The sequence below is a fragment of the Microbacterium sp. JZ101 genome (genome assembly GCF_053903175.1).
This window is the reverse complement of sequence record NZ_CP096400.1, coordinates 3,281,265-3,297,953: the sequence shown is the minus strand read 5'-3', so window position 1 is coordinate 3,297,953 and position 16,689 is coordinate 3,281,265. Positions and strand designations below refer to the sequence as shown.

At 73.5% G+C, this 16,689-nt stretch carries 16 protein-coding genes; 9 read left to right on the top strand and 7 right to left on the bottom strand.

What is annotated here, in order from left to right; translation table 11 throughout:
- Window positions 1-58: 58 nt before the first annotated feature.
- A complete protein-coding gene (locus M1D56_RS15185; RefSeq protein ID WP_324013569.1) occupies window positions 59-994 on the bottom strand; it encodes a dihydrodipicolinate synthase family protein in 936 nt (311 codons plus the stop codon).
- A gap of 169 nt (window positions 995-1,163) precedes the next feature.
- On the opposite strand from M1D56_RS15185, the gene M1D56_RS15180 reads away from it, so the two are divergent.
- A complete protein-coding gene (locus M1D56_RS15180; protein WP_456285247.1) occupies window positions 1,164-2,165 on the top strand; it encodes a LacI family DNA-binding transcriptional regulator in 1,002 nt (333 codons plus the stop codon).
- Window positions 2,166-2,168: 3 nt separating this feature from the next.
- On the opposite strand, the gene M1D56_RS15175 is transcribed toward M1D56_RS15180, so the two are convergent.
- Entirely contained in the window at window positions 2,169-2,693 is a 525-nt protein-coding gene (locus tag M1D56_RS15175) for a hypothetical protein (RefSeq protein WP_456284086.1), read from the bottom strand.
- 190 nt (window positions 2,694-2,883) lie between these two features.
- Here M1D56_RS15175 and M1D56_RS15170 point away from each other — a divergent pair, with 190 nt between their 5' ends.
- Window positions 2,884-3,531, top strand: a complete 648-nt coding sequence (locus M1D56_RS15170) for a hypothetical protein (protein WP_456284085.1) — start codon at window positions 2,884-2,886, stop codon at window positions 3,529-3,531.
- 58 nt (window positions 3,532-3,589) lie between these two features.
- Here the strand turns inward: M1D56_RS15170 and M1D56_RS15165 are convergent, their stop codons facing one another.
- The gene (locus M1D56_RS15165; protein ID WP_456284084.1) at window positions 3,590-5,371 is read right to left on the bottom strand and encodes a DUF222 domain-containing protein; all 1,782 of its coding nucleotides are present in this window, start codon (window positions 5,369-5,371) and stop codon (window positions 3,590-3,592) included.
- Window positions 5,372-5,882: 511 nt separating this feature from the next.
- Window positions 5,883-6,200, bottom strand: a complete 318-nt coding sequence (locus M1D56_RS15160; protein ID WP_456284083.1) for a substrate-binding domain-containing protein — start codon at window positions 6,198-6,200, stop codon at window positions 5,883-5,885.
- On the opposite strand from M1D56_RS15160, the gene M1D56_RS15155 reads away from it, so the two are divergent.
- Window positions 6,190-6,384, top strand: coding sequence for a hypothetical protein (locus tag M1D56_RS15155; protein ID WP_456284081.1), 195 nt, complete (start codon window positions 6,190-6,192; stop codon window positions 6,382-6,384). The two genes, M1D56_RS15160 and M1D56_RS15155, sit on opposite strands and share 11 nt — an antisense overlap.
- Window positions 6,385-6,425: 41 nt before the next feature.
- On the opposite strand, the gene M1D56_RS15150 is transcribed toward M1D56_RS15155, so the two are convergent.
- The 3 genes from M1D56_RS15150 to M1D56_RS15140 all read right to left on the bottom strand — a co-directional run bounded on the left by M1D56_RS15150 (window position 6,426) and on the right by M1D56_RS15140 (window position 8,341).
- A complete protein-coding gene (locus M1D56_RS15150; RefSeq protein ID WP_456284079.1) occupies window positions 6,426-6,857 on the bottom strand; it encodes a hypothetical protein in 432 nt (143 codons plus the stop codon).
- A gap of 99 nt (window positions 6,858-6,956) precedes the next feature.
- Window positions 6,957-7,616 carry a FadR/GntR family transcriptional regulator gene (locus M1D56_RS15145; protein ID WP_456284078.1) on the bottom strand — a complete coding sequence of 220 codons (660 nt, stop codon included), beginning with the start codon at window positions 7,614-7,616 and terminating at the stop codon, window positions 6,957-6,959.
- Window positions 7,613-8,341: an SDR family oxidoreductase gene (locus tag M1D56_RS15140; RefSeq protein ID WP_456284077.1), complete on the bottom strand. Its 729-nt coding sequence runs from the start codon at window positions 8,339-8,341 to the stop codon at window positions 7,613-7,615. The genes M1D56_RS15145 and M1D56_RS15140 overlap by 4 nt, the downstream gene beginning before the upstream one ends.
- Window positions 8,342-8,369: 28 nt before the next feature.
- Between M1D56_RS15140 and M1D56_RS15135 the strand changes: the two genes are divergently transcribed.
- The 6 genes from M1D56_RS15135 (at window position 8,370) to M1D56_RS15110 (ending at window position 16,666) form a co-directional block, all read left to right on the top strand.
- Window positions 8,370-9,122: an SDR family NAD(P)-dependent oxidoreductase gene (locus M1D56_RS15135; protein ID WP_456284076.1), complete on the top strand. Its 753-nt coding sequence runs from the start codon at window positions 8,370-8,372 to the stop codon at window positions 9,120-9,122.
- A gap of 68 nt (window positions 9,123-9,190) precedes the next feature.
- A complete protein-coding gene (locus tag M1D56_RS15130) occupies window positions 9,191-10,399 on the top strand; it encodes a glycosyltransferase family protein (protein ID WP_271173057.1) in 1,209 nt (402 codons plus the stop codon).
- Entirely contained in the window at window positions 10,389-11,612 is a 1,224-nt protein-coding gene (locus M1D56_RS15125) for a glycosyltransferase (protein WP_456284075.1), read from the top strand. The genes M1D56_RS15130 and M1D56_RS15125 overlap by 11 nt, the downstream gene beginning before the upstream one ends.
- Window positions 11,612-12,805 (top strand): glycosyltransferase family 4 protein, encoded by a 1,194-nt coding sequence (locus M1D56_RS15120; protein ID WP_456284074.1) that lies wholly within the window; start codon window positions 11,612-11,614, stop codon window positions 12,803-12,805. The genes M1D56_RS15125 and M1D56_RS15120 overlap by 1 nt, the downstream gene beginning before the upstream one ends.
- Complete coding sequence (locus M1D56_RS15115) at window positions 12,802-14,580, top strand: ABC transporter ATP-binding protein (RefSeq protein ID WP_456284073.1); 1,779 nt, start codon at window positions 12,802-12,804, stop codon at window positions 14,578-14,580. Before M1D56_RS15120 ends, M1D56_RS15115 begins: the two co-directional genes overlap by 4 nt.
- A complete protein-coding gene (locus M1D56_RS15110) occupies window positions 14,573-16,666 on the top strand; it encodes a phosphotransferase (protein WP_456284072.1) in 2,094 nt (697 codons plus the stop codon). The genes M1D56_RS15115 and M1D56_RS15110 overlap by 8 nt, the downstream gene beginning before the upstream one ends.
- Window positions 16,667-16,689: the final 23 nt, after the last annotated feature.

Sequence of the window (16,689 nt, the reverse complement as noted above, 5' to 3'; positions counted from 1 at the left end):
GCGGGTGCACGCTGGCACCGGGGGAGGAGCGGCGACCGGCTGGTCGCCGCTCCCGGCGTCACGCGGGGACGGCGACCTTGCCGAGCCCTGCGGAGGCGAACGCGGCGGCGATCTCGGCGTCCGCGCCGTCGGCGAGCGGAAGCAGCGGCGTCCGGACCGTGGCGTGATCGAGGATCCCGCGGTTCACGAGGCCCCACTTGAGGGCGACGGTGCCCTCCATGTGCGACCCGCGGTGGTAGACGTTCTTGGTCACCGGCAGGAGGCGCTCGTGGATCGCGTGGGCACGCGCGTAGTCCTGCGCCTTGCCGGCCTCGATGAGCTCGACGAGGAGCTCCGGCGCGACGTTCCCGTACCCGACGAGGAGGCCGTCGACATCGAACATGGTGGGGAGCAGGTACTCGTCGTGGCAGGAGAGGATCTGCAGATCGGGGTGCGCTGCGCGCAGTGCCGGGATCTCGGTGTACCAGCGCTTCATGTTGCGGACGCCGTTCTTGGTTGCGAAGACGCCCTCCTGGCCGGCGATCTCGAGCTGGGTGTCGAGGTCGTACGTGGCCTTGGTGTTGTCCGGGTACTGGAAGAGGATGAGCGGAAGGCCGCTCGTCTCGTAGATGTCGCGGTAGCGGGTCTGGGGCGCTCCCTTCTGGTATCCGAAGCGCAGCCATCCGTGCGACGGGTAGACGAGTCCTGCCGAGGCTCCGGCCTCCACGGCCCGCTTCGCCTCGAGGGCGGCGACCTTGTTGCCCTCGCCTGTGATGCCGGCGACGATCGGGATCGCGCCGTCGACGGAGTCGCGGAAGGCGCGGATGACGTCGAGCTGCTCGTCGATCGTGAGGAAGGTGCCTTCGCCGGCGTGGCCGAGCACGACGAGGCTCTTCACGCCGTCGATCGAGCCGAGCCAGGAGCCGAGCCGCTGGATGGCGGCGAAGTCGATGTCGCCGTCCTCGGTGAACGGGGTGACGGGGGCGGGGCTGAGGCCTCGGAGGTCGAGCGTCATGGCTCTCTCGCTTTCTCTTCTTCGAGTCACGGTGCAATCGTTCGCGGGAACGTTTGCAGGAACGTTTGCAAGTATGGTGAGGGCAGGAACGGATGTCAACCCCCGAGCTCCGGAACGCGACGCGACGACCGTTAGGCTCGGGGCGGACGAAGGAGAGCGAGTGGACACGATGGCGGATCGCGGAAGCGTGACGCTCCGCGACGTCGCGGAGGCCGCGGGGGTGAGCGTGTCCACGGTCAGTCGCGTGCTCGACGAGCGCGCTCCGCGCTCGCAGTCGGCCACTGCGGTGCGCGTCCGCCAAGTGGCTGACGAACTCGGATACCGACGCAATGCCTACGCCTCGGGGCTGCGGCGCGGCCAGACCGGGACCATCGGCGTTCTCGTCCCTCGTCTCACGGACACGGTGATGGCGCTGATGTTCGAGGCGCTCGAGCGCGCCGCGAGAGCTCGCGGCTACTTCGCCGTCGTGGCGACCTGCGGCGACGATCCCGAGAGCGAGCGCAGCTCGACCGAGATCCTGCTCGAACGCGGGGTCGACGGTCTCGTGCTCGCGACGGCGCGCCTGGATGACGAACTGCCGGCAGCGCTGCGGGCCCGGGGCATCCGCCATTCCCTCGCGCTGCGGACCGACGGAGTGAGCCCGTCGTCACTGGGTGACGACGACATGGGCGGGTATCTCGCGGTGCGCCACCTCGTCGATCTCGGTCATCGCGACATCGCGATCGTGACCGGCCCGCGCTTCGCATCGAGCGCGAACGGCCGCGTGGAGGGGGCGCGGCGGGCTCTCGCGGAAGCGGGACTCGCGCTCGACGCTGAGCGGGTCGTGTACGCCGGCTACGGAATCGACGAGGGCGTCGAGGCGGGCCGTGCGGTGTTCACGAGCTCCCGGCCGACCGCCGTGTTCGCCGCGAACGACAACCTCGCGATCGGCGTCATGAGGGCCGCCCACCTCGCGGGACGCGTCGTCGGCGACGATCTCTCGCTCGTCGGCTACAACGACATCCCGCTGGCGTCGCGCCTCCCGGTGCCGCTCACGACCGTGCACGTCCCGTTCGACCAGATCGCGGCCGGAGCCATCGATCTGCTCTTCGCCCCGCCCGGCGAGGCGACGATCCGGAAGGTCCTCCCGACGCTCATGCCGCGCGCGTCGACCACGCGAGTGGCCGGGTAGCGGTCAGCGCCGCAGGGCCGCCGGGCGCGGCAAGCCAAGATCCTCGATGAGGTCGCCGAGGGCGCGGTCGAGCTCGGCTCCGCCCTGCGTCACCTTGTTGATCTCGAAGGAGCGCAGGCGCGCGCTCGGCACATCGAAGGTCAGGATGGTGCCGGGCTGCGCGGTCGTGTGCGCCTCGACGCGCACGTGGGCGGAGAGGATCGCGCCGGGGTCGAGGCGGTGCAGTCGCGCGGCGATGCCGTGGTGCGCGATCGTCCAGACGACGCTCCGCGTCGTGCTTCCCGCGTGCTGCAGGAGATCGCTCGGGCGAGAGGTCGCAAGACGCACGAAGCCGCTCGGCGACTCCCACTGCAGGCCGCGGATGAATGCGGCCCAATCGCCGGAGAGCTGCGCCCGGGCATCCGCCTCGGACAGGGAAGGCACCGCGGCCTCGAACGCGTCGACGAGCGCGTCGAACTGCGCGTTCGCGGCGAGTCGAACTCGGCGGGCCGTGTACTCGAAGACCGTCTCGTCGACCTCGTAGCTCATGTGACCATCCTCTCGCCGCGTGCACAGGGTCTCGTCCGCCAGCGCGTCGTCCTCGGACCGTCCCTCGGCGCGGTGACGGGGTCGTTCGCCGCTTCACGATGAGGGGATGAGCGCGCTCAGCACCTCCGGGTTCCTGCCCGACCGACCTCCCCTCCATCTTCCGTACGTCGACGAGGAGGAGCGCGACATCGTGCTCGCGGAGATCACTGATCTGTTCGACGATCTTCCGACCCTCTGTCTCACGGTGGCGCAGAAGCACATCCGGGAGGATCGGCTCGACGTGCCGACGAATGAGCGCGTCTTCGCGGCTCTCGTGGCGCTCGTCGAGACGATGCTCGCTGAGGATGGCCCCGAGATCAGCCCAGAGCAACACGGGCAGCTGCTGTTTCTCACTCTCGTTCCGGGCGTCACGTTCGCGGTTGCTCTGCAGGTCGCCTTCGGCGTGGCGATGGCGGACGCGAACGTTCCGCGCTTCGCCGAGCTGACGGCGTGCCTCGAGCGAGTGGGACTCGACGCTGATGGCGACGTCGTCCTGCCCCAGCCGCCGCCGACGTTCGCGCCACTCGCAAGGGTGCTTCGCGGTGAGGTTCGGCGCGCCATCGACATCGCTCGCGTGCGCCGAGGCATCCAGGTGCTGCGCCTGACCGCAGCATTGGCGCCGGCTCTTTTCGATGTGCCGATCTTCTGCGTGCTCGCCTGGTTGCACTGGGCGGGCGGGCAGCGATCGCTCGCGATGGCGTACCTGTCCGCGGCCCAGACGGTCGATCCGGACAGCCGAATGGTGACGCGACTGTCGGAGCTCTTCATGGTGCGTCTGCCTCTGTGGCTCTGCGAGTAGATGGCCGCGCGGTCGAGCAGCGGTCATGGTACGCGGTTCACTGCGGATCCCGCGGTTGTCAGCATCTGAGGGTGCGGGTGAGTTTGGCGTGGAGTCGGGTGCGGGAGGTGGGTGCTGGGCGGTGGCGGTGGTGTCGGTCGATCCAGTTGGGGGCGGCGATGTAGGGCACGCCGTGGTGCATGTGGATGGTCCAGCCGGAGGTGTCGAGGTGGTGGTGGTGCCACCAGCAGAGCAGGACGCCGTTGTCGGTTTCGGTGGGTCCGCCTTGGGCGTGGTCTTGGACGTGGTGGATCTCGCACCAGGCGGCGGGGATGGTGCAGCCGGGGATGATGCAGCCTCCGTCGCGGGCGACGATCGCTTTGCGCTGGGTGGGGGTGAAGCAGCGTTGGATGCTGCGCAGCTCGAGGATGCGTCCTTCGGGGGTGAAGAGGGCGCGGAGGATGTCTCCGGTGCATCCGATCCGGCGGGCCACGGTGGCGGGGACGGGCGCGTCGAAGCCGTCGAGGTGCGCGATGCCGTGCTTCGGGCGGGCGAACGCGGACCCCGGGCCGTGGGCCGCGGTGTCATGCACGCCGTCGCCGTCGCCGGTGCCTGTGTCTGTGTCTGTGGTGGTGAGGTCGTCGGCGGTGATGTGGATCATGACGGTGGGGGCGGCGCCGCCGAGGGTGGGGGTCTCGGCGGCGCGTGAGGCGGCCTGGATCATCGCGAAGAACGCGTCGTGGCGTTTCTGTCCGGGGGTGCGGGGGTCGTGGATGATCTCGTCCGGTCCCCACGGGTCTGTGTCGTTGCGGGTCTCGGTGTCGATCCCGTCGAAGAACCCGCCATCGCCATCCGCGTCCGCGCCGTCGTCGGCGTCGGCGTCGGCCGCGATGCTCGAGTCGCCGGCACCGGCAGGGCTCGCAGCGTCTTCCGCGCCGCTCGTGCCCGTTGCGCTGGCGTTCGACGCGTTGCCTGTGCCGTCCGGCCCGTCGCCCGCGTCGTCGTCGTGGTCTGTGGTGGGGGTGAAGGTGACGTGGCGGGCGGGGTTGGTGTGGGCGGAGAGGAGGTTCTGCAGGAGGGCGCCGGCTTCGGGGACGAGGGTGCCGTTGACGCGGAAGGCCCCGTCGGGCAGGGGTGTGAGGGTGAGGGTGCGGTTGCGGATGGGGCGTTCGGGGTCGGGCGGGAGCCCGTCCGCGGTGAGGACGTCCACCCACGCGTCCGCGTGCGCTTTCACGACGCTCCACGGCACGGCCGCGGCCGTGCCGTCCGGGTAGGCGGAGGTCATCTGCGCTGGGGGTGCGGCCTCGTCCAGGTCGGTCGCGATCGCGCCGGTGGCGATCCCGACGAGGTGACGCTCCATCACCTCGAGCTTGTCGACCTCGGAGGCGGGCGCGCCGCGGCGGGCGGTGGCGACGGCCTTCACGATCAGCGCCGCCGGCTCCGCCCCGAGCAGGCCCGCTTCCACCGCCGCGGCCACCGCCGGGTGCGCCGGCGGCAGGGGGAGCCCGGTGGGGCTTTCCCGGTCCCGGGTGGCTTCATCCAGCCGCACCCGCGCGGATACCGCCGGCCCGGGGATCCCGGTGAGACGCTCGAGCAGCTCCCGCCCGTCCCGGCAGCCGAGGTCTCCTGCGAGGGGCCGTTCCAGGCCCCGCCGGGACCGCCACGCGACCTCTCCTGCCGCCCGCACCCGCAGCGCGTCCACGACTCGCCCCAGCTGCTCCAGCTGCGCGGTGAGCCCTGCGAGATCGCCCGACGCCACCTCCCCCACCCGTGTGAACAGCCCGTCCAGCAGCCCGACCGCGGCGCACACCGCGCCGGCCGGATCATCCTGCCCCTCATCGGGCGCCCATGGGAAGGCCATACCCCATGATAGAACACAACTACGACCAGGCACAAGCAATTACTCGAAGATTCTTCGAAGATTCGTCGCCTACGCAATCCCGCGAATGCGAGCCAACCCGTGTGAGAACCTTACCGTGAAGCACCGACATTGATTCATGCAGGTAAGTGGACTGCTTACCCATGGCCATCGCGGTTGAGACAAGCTCCGTTCGTGCGTGCCTGCGTGCGCGCGGCTGTCTCGGCTCGGCGGCTCCCTGGGGGCGGCTTGCGGCGTTTCGTCTGCGCTCGCTGGCGCTCGCTCCGCTCAACGACCGAGGGGGGTGAACCCCGACCCGCTCGCTCCGCTCAACGACCGAGGGGGGTGAAGCCCGACCCGCTCGCTCCGTTCAACGACCGAGACGAAGCCCGCGGTGGCTCCCGGGCCCGGCTTGCGGCGTTTCGACTGCGCTCGCTGGCGCTCGCTCCACTCAACGACCGAGGGGGCGAACCCCGACCCGCTCGCTCCGCTTAACGGCCGAGACAGTGAACCCTCACGCCACGTCGCGCGCCGTGGACGCGCGGCGGCGGTAGATCGTCTGGAGCGCCCTCGGCGCTTCCGGCGGGCGCCCGGAGATGATGTCGTGCAGCATCTCGACGAGCGCGTTGCCGATCTCGCGGTGCGGATGCTCGAGGGCCGAGATCGCGGGGCGTCCGAACCGCGTCTGCGCCGAGTCGGATGCCGCGACGACCATCGTGTCGGCGGGAATCCGCAGGCCGGCTTCCCGCAATCCGGCCGCCGCACCGGCCGCATGTCGGCCGGTGAGCGCGACGATCGCGTCGACGGGACCCTCCTTGAGGATGGCCGGCACCGCGGCGTCCGTCGCGAGCGGCCTGCTCGTCGTCTTCGGCGGCAACCCGACCGGTGTCGCGGTGTACTGCATCTTCACGTGCCTCGTGCTCGGGGGCTGCACCCTGCTTCTCCGAGAGGGCGCGCACCGCAGCGTCGAGGAGCTCGAGGACACGGCGGCCCCGCGCGAAGCCCAGCCCGCGTGAGGCGAGGGAGGGCGGCACGCCGCCCTCCCTCGCCACGAGTGTCAGCTCGTCGCGCGGCGCACGAGCTCGGAGACCCGTTGCTCGACCTCCGGCGTCCACGCGAGCACCGCGAACGCGGTCGCCCACATGTCGCCGTCGTCGAGAGCGGCACGATCCTCGAAGCCGATCGTGGCGTACCGCGCCTTGAACTTCGCGGCCGGCTGCAGGAAGACGACGATCTTGCCCTCGGCGTTAGCGAAGCCCGGCATTCCGTAGTAGGTCTTCGGCACGAGGTGAGGCGCGACGTCGGACACCACTCGGAAGAAGCCCTCCGCGAGCGTCCTGTCGGCGTCCTCGAGCTTCGCGATGGCGTCGCGCACGGCCTTCTTGCCCGCCGCGCGGCTCTTCCCCGCCTTCTCCTGCTCGCGCAGCTCCTTCGCGCGCTGCTTGACGGCGTCGCGCTCCTCCTTGCTGAGGCCATCCGATGCGGTCATCCCTGCTCTCCTCTCGGTCGGGTTCGTCCCTGATGAACCCAGGCTAGGGATGGCGCGGGGCCGCGGCTTCTCGATTCCTGACCGATGCGCGGAGGGCGATCACGGGGCGTCGGCCGCCGCGATCGCGTGCGCCGCGGCCGCCGCGCGCTCGCCATCCCCGGCCGTGATCGCCTCGGCGAGCTCGAGATGGCGGCGGGCCGCCTCGAGCGAGATGTGCGCGGCGTCGGGCGCGCGCGGTGGAAGCGACTCGGCGAGGAGGCCGCCGAGCGCCCGGAAGAGGCTGTTGCCGGATGCCGCGAGCACGGCCGTGTGGAGGGCGCGGTCCTCGGCGACGAACGCCTCGCGGTCGGCTCCTGCCGCCGCCGACCAGAGCGCGCCGGCCCGCGTGGCGATCTCGACGCGGTCCGACGCCGAGGCCGTCGAGGCGGCTGCGCGCGCGGCGGCCGGCTCGACGAGGGCGCGCAGCGCGGTCAGCTCGGCGGTCACGGCATCGCGCGCCGGGCCGGCGAGACGCCACCGCATGACCTCCGGCGCGAGCCGCTGCCACCGCTCGGGGTCGGCGACCTCGAAGCCGATCCGGCGCCGAGGGGCGACGAGCCCGAGCGTCGCGAGCGCGCTCATCGCCTCGCGCGCCGCCGGTCGCGAGACGCCCGTGCGCTCCTGCACGGCCTCGAGGGTGAGCGCGGTTCCGGGCGCGAGCCGCCCGGCGCAGATGTCCGCGCCGAGGGCGTCGACGACGCCCGCGACGAGCGAGGTCATCGCGCGACCGTGCCGAGCGGGCTGATCACGAGCTCGTCGATCCGCACGTGCGGCGGGCTGTCGAGGATGAATCGGATGGCCCGCGCCACGTCGGCGGGCGACAGCATGACCTCGAGGGCGGCTCCGCGCGGCGGATTCGGGCGCTGGTGCAGGAACTCCGTGTCGATGTCACCCGGGCACACGATCGACGCGCGCACCCCGTGCGCGGCCTCCTGCTCGTTGAGCGAGTCCGAGAGCGCGCGGAGGCCGCGCTTGCTCGCGCGATACGCCACGCCTGCCCCCGGAGAGGTCTTCCAGGCCGCGATCGACGAGACGATCACGACCGTGCCCGACGCCGCCCGCAGGGCAGGCAGGGCCGCGTCGATCATCCGGGCGGGCGCCGTGAGGTTCGTCGCGACGATGGCCTCGAACTCGTCCATGCGCTGATCGGCCCACGCGCGGCGGGGCGCGTTGAGACCCGCCGACAGCACGAGGTCGTCGACCGGCCCGATCTCGTCGAGCAGGGCGCGCGGGTCGTCCGCCGTGACGTCGAAGGCGCGCGCCGTCACCGCGGCGCCGGCTGCGCGGGCGGCGTCCGCGGCCTCCGCGAGGCGGTCGGCACGGCGGCCGAGCAGCACGAGGTCGTGCGTCGCCGCGAGCGCCTCCGCGACGGCGCGTCCGGTGCCCGAACCGGCGCCCGTGACGAGCACGCGGCGCTTTGAAGTATGATCTGAACTCGTCACCATGCAATGAAGTATGACATGAGGAGATCGGATGTCCGAGAGCAGGACCGTCATCGTGACTGGCGCGGGCCGCGGCATTGGCGCCGTCATCGCCCAGCGCCTCGCCCGCGAGGGCGACACGGTGTTCGCACTCGACCGCGACGTCGCCGAGGTCGGCGAGGGCATCACCGGCATCGCGTGCGACATCACCTCGGACGCAGACGTGGCCGCCGCCGTCGAGCGCGTGCTCGCGGCGACCGCGCGCATCGATGTCCTCGTCAACAACGCGGGCGTCAACCTCACCGGCCCGCTCGAGACCGCCGATCTCGACGCCGTCCGCGCCTGCTTCGACGTGAACGTCGTGGGCCTCCTCCGGATGTGCCAGGCGGTGATCCCGACGATGAAGCGCGCAGGGGCCGGGCGCATCGTGAACGCCGCGTCCTTCGCGGCCATCGTGCCGGCGATCGGCGGCGGCGCCTACGCCGCGACGAAGTCGGCCGTCGTCCAGCTCACCCGCGTGCTCGCCGGCGAGCTCGGCCCGTGGGACATCACCGTCAACGCCTACGCGCCGGGCATGGTCCCGACCGCGATGAACGGCTTCGCGGACATGCCCGCCGCGCAGCAGGACGAGCTGCTCGACACGCTCACCCTCCGCCGCTGGGGGACGGCCGACGAGGTGGCCGACGTCGTCGCATTCCTCGCGAGCCCGGCGGCGCGCTACGTCACGGGCACGCTCATCGACGTGAGCGGCGGCAAGCTCGCCACCCAGATCCCCTCTCGCGCGCACCGCGCCGCGGAGGCCTGACGGGCGTCTAAGACTCTCCTCACGTTCCCATCACAGGCGCCTCATGGCGCAGCGCCATCGTGGAGTCCGTGAGAGACGAGACGAGACGCCGCACCCCGATCCGCGACACGACGGATGGCCAGGGCCGCCTGCGCGTCGCGCTCTATTCGCACGATGCACAGGGCCTGGGCCACATCCGCCGCAACCTCGCCATCGCGCATGCGCTGAGCGGGATGGACGAGGCGCCTGACCTCCTGCTCCTCACGAGCGCTCCCGACGCCGCGCACGCGGGTCGGCCATCCGGATGCGACATCGTGTCGCTGCCCGCGCTCGCCAAGGACGGCGCGGGGAGGTACGGCGCGCGGCACCTCTCGGTCGACCCGGCGCAGCTCTCCGAGATGCGGACAGCGGTGCTGCACGCCGCCCTCGCCTCGTTCCGCCCCGACGTGCTCATCGTCGACAAGCACCCGCGCGGCTTCCGCGGCGAGCTCGAGCCCGCCCTCGACGCCGTCCGCGCGCACGGCGCGCGCGTCGTCCTCGGCATCCGCGACGTGCTCGACGACGCGCACACCGCGGCGCGCGAGTGGCGCGAGGCCGAGGGGGCAGCGGCGCTCGCGGCCTGGTACGACGAGGTGTGGGTCTACGGCGACCGCGACGTGCACGACCCCCTCGCGGGGCTCGAGACCCCCGCGCGCGTGCGGTACACGGGCTACCTCGCGCACGGGCGCCCGGCGCCGCGGATGCGCACGCGCGCCGACGAGCCGTTCGTGCTCGCGATGGTCGGCGCGGGGCAGGATGGCGCGCACGTCGCGCACGCCTTCGCCCGCTCGCGCCTGCCGGAGGGACATCGCGGTGTCGTCATCGCCGGCCCGCACATGCCCGACCCGGCGGTGCACGCGCTGCGCGCGATCGCGGCCGAGCGCGACGATCTGCGCGTGGTGCGCTCCGCGCCGGACGCCGCGGGCCTCATCGCGCGCGCCGCCGCCGTCGTCGGGATGGGCGGCTACAACACAGTGTGCGAGGCGCTGGCCGCGAGAGCGCCGCTGCTCGTCGTGCCGCGCGTCGAGCCGCGCCTCGAGCAGCTCGTGCGCGCCGAGGCGCTCGCGCGGCGCGGCGCCCTCGACGTCGTGCTCCCGGACGACCTCTCGCCCGACGCGATCTCCGCGTGGACCGCGCGCGCCATCCGCCGCGCGCCGCGACCGGCGCCGCCCATCGACCTCGACGGCCTCAGCCGTCTGCCCCGCCTGTTCGCCGACCTCGTCGGCATGCGCACCGAGGAGAGCCGCCATGTCGCATGAGCGCGCCGCCGAGCGGATCGGCTACGTCGTGAAGATGTACCCGCGCTTCTCGGAGACCTTCATCGTGTCGGAGATCATCGCGCGAGAGGAGCGCGGCGCCGACCTGCGCATCTTCTCGCTGCGCCCCACGGTCGACGTCCGCTTCCACGACACCCTCGCGCGCGTCGCGGCGCCGGTCGAGCAGATCCCCCGGCCGACGCGCGTGTCCGAGCTGTGGGAGCTCCTGGGCGAGGCGCACGGCGTGCTGCCGCGCGTGCCGCACGTGCTCGAGGAGCTGCTCGCGGCCGACGTCGCGGACGCGGCCCAGGCCATCCGGCTCGCGATCGCGGTCGAGCGCGAGGGCATCACGGCGCTGCACGCGCACTTCGCGAGCCTCGCGACGACCGTCGCACGCCTGGCCTCCCTCCTCACCGGGGTGCCGTACTCGTTCACGGCGCATGCGAAGGACCTCTTCCACGAGAGCGTCGATCCGCAGGACGTCGATCGGAAGATCGCCGACGCGTCGCATGTCGTGACCGTGTCGGGCTTCAACCTGCGGCACCTGCGCGAGCGCTACCCCGCGGCGGCTCGCACGCCCATCCACCGCGTCTACAACGGCCTCGACCTCGACCGCTTCCCGTACGCGCCGGGCCGACCCGCCTCGCCCTCGATCGTCGCCGTGGGGCGGCTCGTCGAGAAGAAGGGCTTCGCCGACCTCATCGCCGCCGTGCACCTTCTCCGCGAGGGCGGGCGCGCCGTGCCGTGCCGCATCGTCGGGGCCGGCGAGCGCGAGGGAGAGCTGCGCGCGCTCGTCGGCGCGCTCGGCCTCGATGACCTCGTCACGTTCACGGGCCCTCTGCCGCAGGGCGAGGTGCGGGCCGAGGTCGCGCGCGCGAGCGTGTTCGCGGCGCCGTGCGTCGTCGGGTCGGACGGCAACGCCGACGGCCTGCCGACCGTGCTCCTCGAGGCGATGGCCCTCGGCACGCCCTGCATCTCGACCGACGTCACGGGCATCACGGAGGCGGTGCGACACGGCGAGACCGGCCTCGTCGTGCCGCAGCACGCTCCCGCGGCGCTCGCGGCGGCGATCGCGCGCGTGCTCGACGACCCCGCGCTCGCCGAGGCCCTCGCACGGCGGGCCAGGGCGCTCGTCGAGAGCACGTTCGACGTGCGGCGCCAGGCGCGCGAGCTCGACGAGATCGCCCGCGCCCGCTCGCTGCAGGAGGTGGCCTGATGCGCATCGCCTACGTCTGCGGCGACCCCGGCATCCCCGTGTTCGGCGCGAAGGGCGCGTCCGTCCACGTGCAGGAGGTGCTGCGCGTGCTCCTCGCCGCCGGCCACGAGGTCGACCTCCACTGCCGGCGGACGGGCGGCGAGCCTCGCGGCGCCCTCGCCCGCGCGCACGACGACGGACGCCTCCGCGTGCACCCCGCTCCCGTCACGGGGGAATCCGACGTGCGCCAGCGCGAGCGGATGCTCATGGCCGCGGAGGAGGGCACCCGTCGCGCTCTCCTCGCCGCGCACGCCGATCGGCCGTTCGACCTCGTGTACGAGCGGTACGCGCTCTTCGCGATCGCGGGCACGTCGTTCGCGCGCGAGGCCGCCATCCCCTCGATCCTGGAGGTCAACGCGCCCCTTCCGATCGAGCAGGCGCGGCACCGCTCCCTCGTGCACGCCGACACCGCCGACGCGGTCGCGCGCGCCGTGATCTCCGATGCCTCGCTCGTCACGTGCGTCTCGGAGCCGGTCGCGGCGTGGGCGCGCACGCAGGCGCCCGCCGCCCGGATCGTCGTCGAGCCCAACGGCGTCGACGCCGACCGCTTCGCGCCCGCTCCGCGACCCGCTGGCCGGCCGTTCACGGTCGGCTTCGTCGGCACTCTCAAGCCGTGGCACGGCACGGAGCATCTCGTCGACGCCTTCGCCCTGCTCACGCGGAGGCGCCCCGATGCGCGCCTCGTGATCGTCGGCGACGGGCCGGAGCGCGCCGCCCTCGAGCGGCGGGCGGGCGAGCGCGGCATCGCCGACCGCACGGTGTTCACGGGGGCCGTCGATCCCGCCGACGTGCCCGAGCAGCTCGCCGCCCTCGACGCGGCCGTCGCGCCGTACCCCGCGCACGGAGACCCGTACTTCTCTCCGCTCAAGGTGCTCGAGTACCTCGCCTCGGGCGCGGTCGTGGTCGCATCGCGGGTCGGCCAGCTCCCCGAGCTCGTCGCGGATGGCCGCACGGGGCTCCTCGTGCCGCCATCCGATCCCGAGGCGCTCGCGGCGGCCCTCGACCGCCTCGCCGCCGACCCGGGGCTTCGCCGGGCTCTCGCCGACGCCGCGCGAGACGACGTGGCGCAGACCCGGACGTGGCGGCACGTCGTGCGCCGGACCCTCGGCGCAGCCGGCCTCCCTCTCGAACCGGACGAGGAGGCGGCGGCATGAGCCGTCGGCGCGGCGACGCCGAAGCGGGGCGCGGGCGGCGCCTCGTCCGCTTCCTCCGGCCGTACCTCCGCCCGCAGGCCGGGCTCGTCGCGGGCGGGTTCGTCGCCATGCTCGCGGAGGTGGCCTTCCGGCTGCTCGAGCCGTGGCCGCTCAAGGTCGTGATCGACGCCGTGATCGCGCCGGGTGCGGCGCAGGAGCCGGGCATCCTCACCCTGCTCCTCGCGTGCGCACTCGCCGTCGTCGCGGCGGCCGGCCTGCGCGCGCTCGCGTCGTACCTCATGACGGTGTGCTTCGCCCTCGCCGGCACGCGGGCCATGAACGCCGTGCGCGCAGACGTCTTCGCGCATGCGCTGCGCCTGCCCCTGCGCTTCCACACCGGAACCCGCTCGGGCGACCTCATCAACCGGCTCGTCTCCGACATCGGCAAGCTCCGCGACGTCGCCGTCACCGCCGCGATGCCGCTCGTGGGCAACGTCGTCGCGCTCGTCGCGATGCTCGCGGTCATGCTCGTCCTCGACTGGCGCCTGGGTCTCGTCGTCGCCGCCGCCCTCCCCGTCTTCCTCCTGCACTCGCGCCGCGCGTCGCGCCGGATCACCGACGCCGCGCGCGTGCAGCGGCGCCGCGAGGGCGAGATCGCGGGCACGGCGGGAGAGTCGTTCGGAGCCATCAAGGTCGTGCAGGCCTACACGCTCGAGGGCACGCTCGAGCGCGACTTCGCGCGGTCGAACGAGCGGGAGCTCTCCGAGGGCGTCCGCGCGACCCGGCTGTCGGCCGGGCTCGAGCGCGCGACCGATCTGCTCGTGGGCGTCGCGACCGCCGCCGTCCTGCTCGTCGGCGGCTGGAGCGTGCTCGAGGGCCACCTCACGCCGGGTGAGCTCGTCGTGTTCGTGCAGTACCTCAAGGGCGCGTTCAAGCCCATGCGCGACCTCGCGAAGTACACCGGCCGCATCGCGAAGGCCGCGGCCTCGGGCGAGCGCATCCTCGACCTCATCGCGACGCGCAGCGACCTGGCCGACCTGCCCGGTGCCCACCGCATGGGAAGCGTGGCGGGTGCGGTGACCTTCCACTGCGTGTCCGCCTCGTACGGCGACGGCGAGCCCGCCCTGCACGAGGTCGACCTCGACATCGCCGCCGGCGAGCGGGTCGCGATCGTCGGGCACTCGGGGTCGGGCAAGTCGACCCTCGCGTCGCTGCTGCTGCGCCTCCAGGACCCCGTCCGCGGGTCGGTCATGATCGACGGCCGCGACCTGCGCGCCTACACGCTCGCCTCCCTTCGCAGCGGCATCGCGATCGTCCTGCAGGAGTCGGTGCTGTTCACGGGCTCGATCCGCGAGAACATCCGGATGGGCCGCCCCGACGCGACCGATGCGCAGGTCGAGCGGGCCGCTCGCGCGGCGGGCGTCGACGAGTTCGCGGCGCGGATGCCCGAGGGCCTCGACACGCTCGTCGGCGAGCGCGGCGACACCCTCTCGGGCGGCCAGCGCCAGCGCATCGCGATCGCGCGAGCCGTGCTCCGCGACGCGCGCATCGTCATCCTCGACGAGGCCGCGACGGGGCTGGACGCCGCGAGCGGCGCCGCCGTCCGCCCCGCGCTCGATCGGCTGAGCGCGGGGCGGACGACGCTCGTCATCACGCACGCGCTCGAGGACGCCCTCGCGTGCGATCGCATCGTCGTGCTCGAGCGCGGCAGGATCGTCGAGCAGGGGCGTCCGGACGAGCTGCTGGCCCGCGCGGGGTCGCGGCTGGCGATCCTCAACGAGGCCGCCCGTGCGTGACCCGATCCCGCACCTCGCGCCCGCCGATGCGGCGCTCGCCGCGCGCGAGACCGCGCTGCCGGGGCTTCCCCTCGTGCTCGATGCGGCCACGCTGCACCGCGCTCTCGAGGCCGCGGGGGTCCCCGTTCAGCGCGTCGAGACCACGTATCTGCGCTTCAAGCCGGGCACCTCGGCGGTCGCGGGCGTGCGCATCGAGACCCCGAGCCGGTCGATCCGGGCGCAGGCGGTCGCGTATCCCGTCGGCGTCCACCGGAAGCTCGAGCGGATGGCCGCGCACGCGGGCGACGGCCTCCTCCTGCTCGATACCGAACGGGGGATCGCGGTGGTCGACGCGGCCGCCGACCGCGCGCTCCCGGGCATCCGCGTCGCGCTCGAGCGGCACCCGGACGCGGAGGTGCTCGTCTACAAGCCCGGCCGTCGCTGGGTCGCGCGCTGCGCAGGCTGCCGCGTCATCGTCAAGGTGCACGCGCCCGATCGCGCGGCGTCGGCCATCCGGGCGCAGCATCGCGTCGAGACGTTCGTGCCGACCGCCGCGCTCGTCCGCGCCGACGCGGCCGTCGGGCTCGTCGAGACCCACCTGCTCGCCGGAAGGCCGCTGCCGGAGATCGCGGATCCGGAGGCGGAGCATCGCGTGGGCGGAATGCTCGCGCGGCTGCACACGGCATCGGCCCGAGAGGGCGGGGCGGCGGATGGCGCGCGTCCGCCGGGGATCGAGCGCGCGCTCGACGCCGCGGCGTCGGGGGTCGCGGCCGTGCTGCCCGCCCTCGAGGATCGCGCGCTCCGCGCGGCGGGCGCCATCCGATCGCTGCTCGAGGAGCGGCGCGTCCGCACCCTCGTGCACGGCGACTGCTCGATCGACCAGGTCATCGTGGGCCCCGACGGCCGCCCGTGGCTCATCGACCTCGATCGGGCGGGGGACGGCGACCCGCTGTCCGACCTGGGCTCGTGGGCCGCCGATGCGATCGCCCGGGGCGAGAGCGCGTGCCGCGCGGGCACCGCGCTCGTCGCGGGGTATCGGGAAGCGGGCGGCGCTGTCGACGAGGCGGCCCTGCTCGCCCACACGGCCGCCGGTCTGCTGCGGCGCGCCGTGGAGCCGTTCCGGGCGAGGATCGCCGACTGGGACGCCGAGGTCGCGCACCTCGTCGCCGAGAGCGAGCGCCTCGTCGGGCTCGCGGCGCTCCGTGCGGACGCGGCGCTTCCCGGGGCCGCGGCGGTCGAACCGTTCGCGTCGGCGCGCGTCATCGCGCATCGGCCGGGGCGGCGCGCGGTCCTCCGCCGAGCGGACGGCGACTTCGTGAAGCTCGTCCGGCCCGCACGGTTCGCCGAGGTGGCGGAGCGCGCCGAGCGCGTCTCGGGCCTGCGCACGCTTCGGTCGCCCCAGGTGGTCGCGCGCGACGACGCGGCCGGTGTCCTCCGCCTCGCGAGCGTCGGCGAGCGGACCCTCCTCGACGCCGGGGGCGACCCGTCCGTCTCCGACGACGCGCTCGTCGCCGTGTGGACGCGCGTCGGAGTCGGACTCGCCGAACTGCATGCGCTCGACCCCGCGGGGCTCCCGCGCCACGGCGTCGCGGACGAGATGCGCGCCATCCGCCGTGCCCTGGCGTCCGTCGGCAGCGCGCTCGATGGCGACGATGTCGCCGACGCGCTCGCCGCGGTCGAGGCCGCGCTCGCGGCGGATCCGCCGGAACGCGTCGACGGCGTCCTCCATCGCGACCTCCACGACAAGCAGCTGCTCGTGCCATCCGGCTCGTTCACCGCGCAGGACCTCGCGGCGGGGCGCACGCGCGTCGGCCTCATCGACGTCGACACCCTCGCGATCGGCGAACGCGCGCTCGATGTGGCGAACCTGCTCGTGCACCTCGAGCTGCGGGTGCTGCAGGGGCTGCTGCCGACCACGCGGGCCGACGCCGCCGGCCAGGCCTTCCGCCGCGGCGTCGGCGACGGCCCGCTCTGGGCACGCGTGCCGGCGTACTCCGCTGCGGCGCGGCTGCGGCTCGCCGGTGTCTACGCGCAGCGCGACGGATGGCACGATGTCGCGCGCGCCCTTCTGCGGCGAGTCGGGAGCCCCGTCACGGCAGGGCGGTGAGGCCGGGGCTGCGGGCGTTCGCC

Excerpts from the sequence above, each read along its gene's own strand:
- M1D56_RS15125 (WP_456284075.1), top strand. The coding sequence starts at position 10,389 with ATGTCGCATGAGCGCGCCGCCGAGCGGATCGGCTACGTCGTGAAGATG.
- M1D56_RS15145 (WP_456284078.1), bottom strand. The coding sequence starts at position 7,616 with ATGACCTCGCTCGTCGCGGGCGTCGTCGACGCCCTCGGCGCGGACATC.
- M1D56_RS15150 (WP_456284079.1), bottom strand. The coding sequence starts at position 6,857 with ATGACCGCATCGGATGGCCTCAGCAAGGAGGAGCGCGACGCCGTCAAG.
- M1D56_RS15155 (WP_456284081.1), top strand. The coding sequence starts at position 6,190 with ATGGCCGGCACCGCGGCGTCCGTCGCGAGCGGCCTGCTCGTCGTCTTC.
- M1D56_RS15140 (WP_456284077.1), bottom strand. The coding sequence starts at position 8,341 with ATGGTGACGAGTTCAGATCATACTTCAAAGCGCCGCGTGCTCGTCACG.
- M1D56_RS15180 (WP_456285247.1), top strand. The coding sequence starts at position 1,164 with ATGGCGGATCGCGGAAGCGTGACGCTCCGCGACGTCGCGGAGGCCGCG.
- M1D56_RS15135 (WP_456284076.1), top strand. The coding sequence starts at position 8,370 with ATGTCCGAGAGCAGGACCGTCATCGTGACTGGCGCGGGCCGCGGCATT.
- M1D56_RS15185 (WP_324013569.1), bottom strand. The coding sequence starts at position 994 with ATGACGCTCGACCTCCGAGGCCTCAGCCCCGCCCCCGTCACCCCGTTC.
- M1D56_RS15175 (WP_456284086.1), bottom strand. The coding sequence starts at position 2,693 with ATGAGCTACGAGGTCGACGAGACGGTCTTCGAGTACACGGCCCGCCGA.
- M1D56_RS15120 (WP_456284074.1), top strand. The coding sequence starts at position 11,612 with ATGCGCATCGCCTACGTCTGCGGCGACCCCGGCATCCCCGTGTTCGGC.
- M1D56_RS15115 (WP_456284073.1), top strand. The coding sequence starts at position 12,802 with ATGAGCCGTCGGCGCGGCGACGCCGAAGCGGGGCGCGGGCGGCGCCTC.
- M1D56_RS15165 (WP_456284084.1), bottom strand. The coding sequence starts at position 5,371 with ATGGCCTTCCCATGGGCGCCCGATGAGGGGCAGGATGATCCGGCCGGC.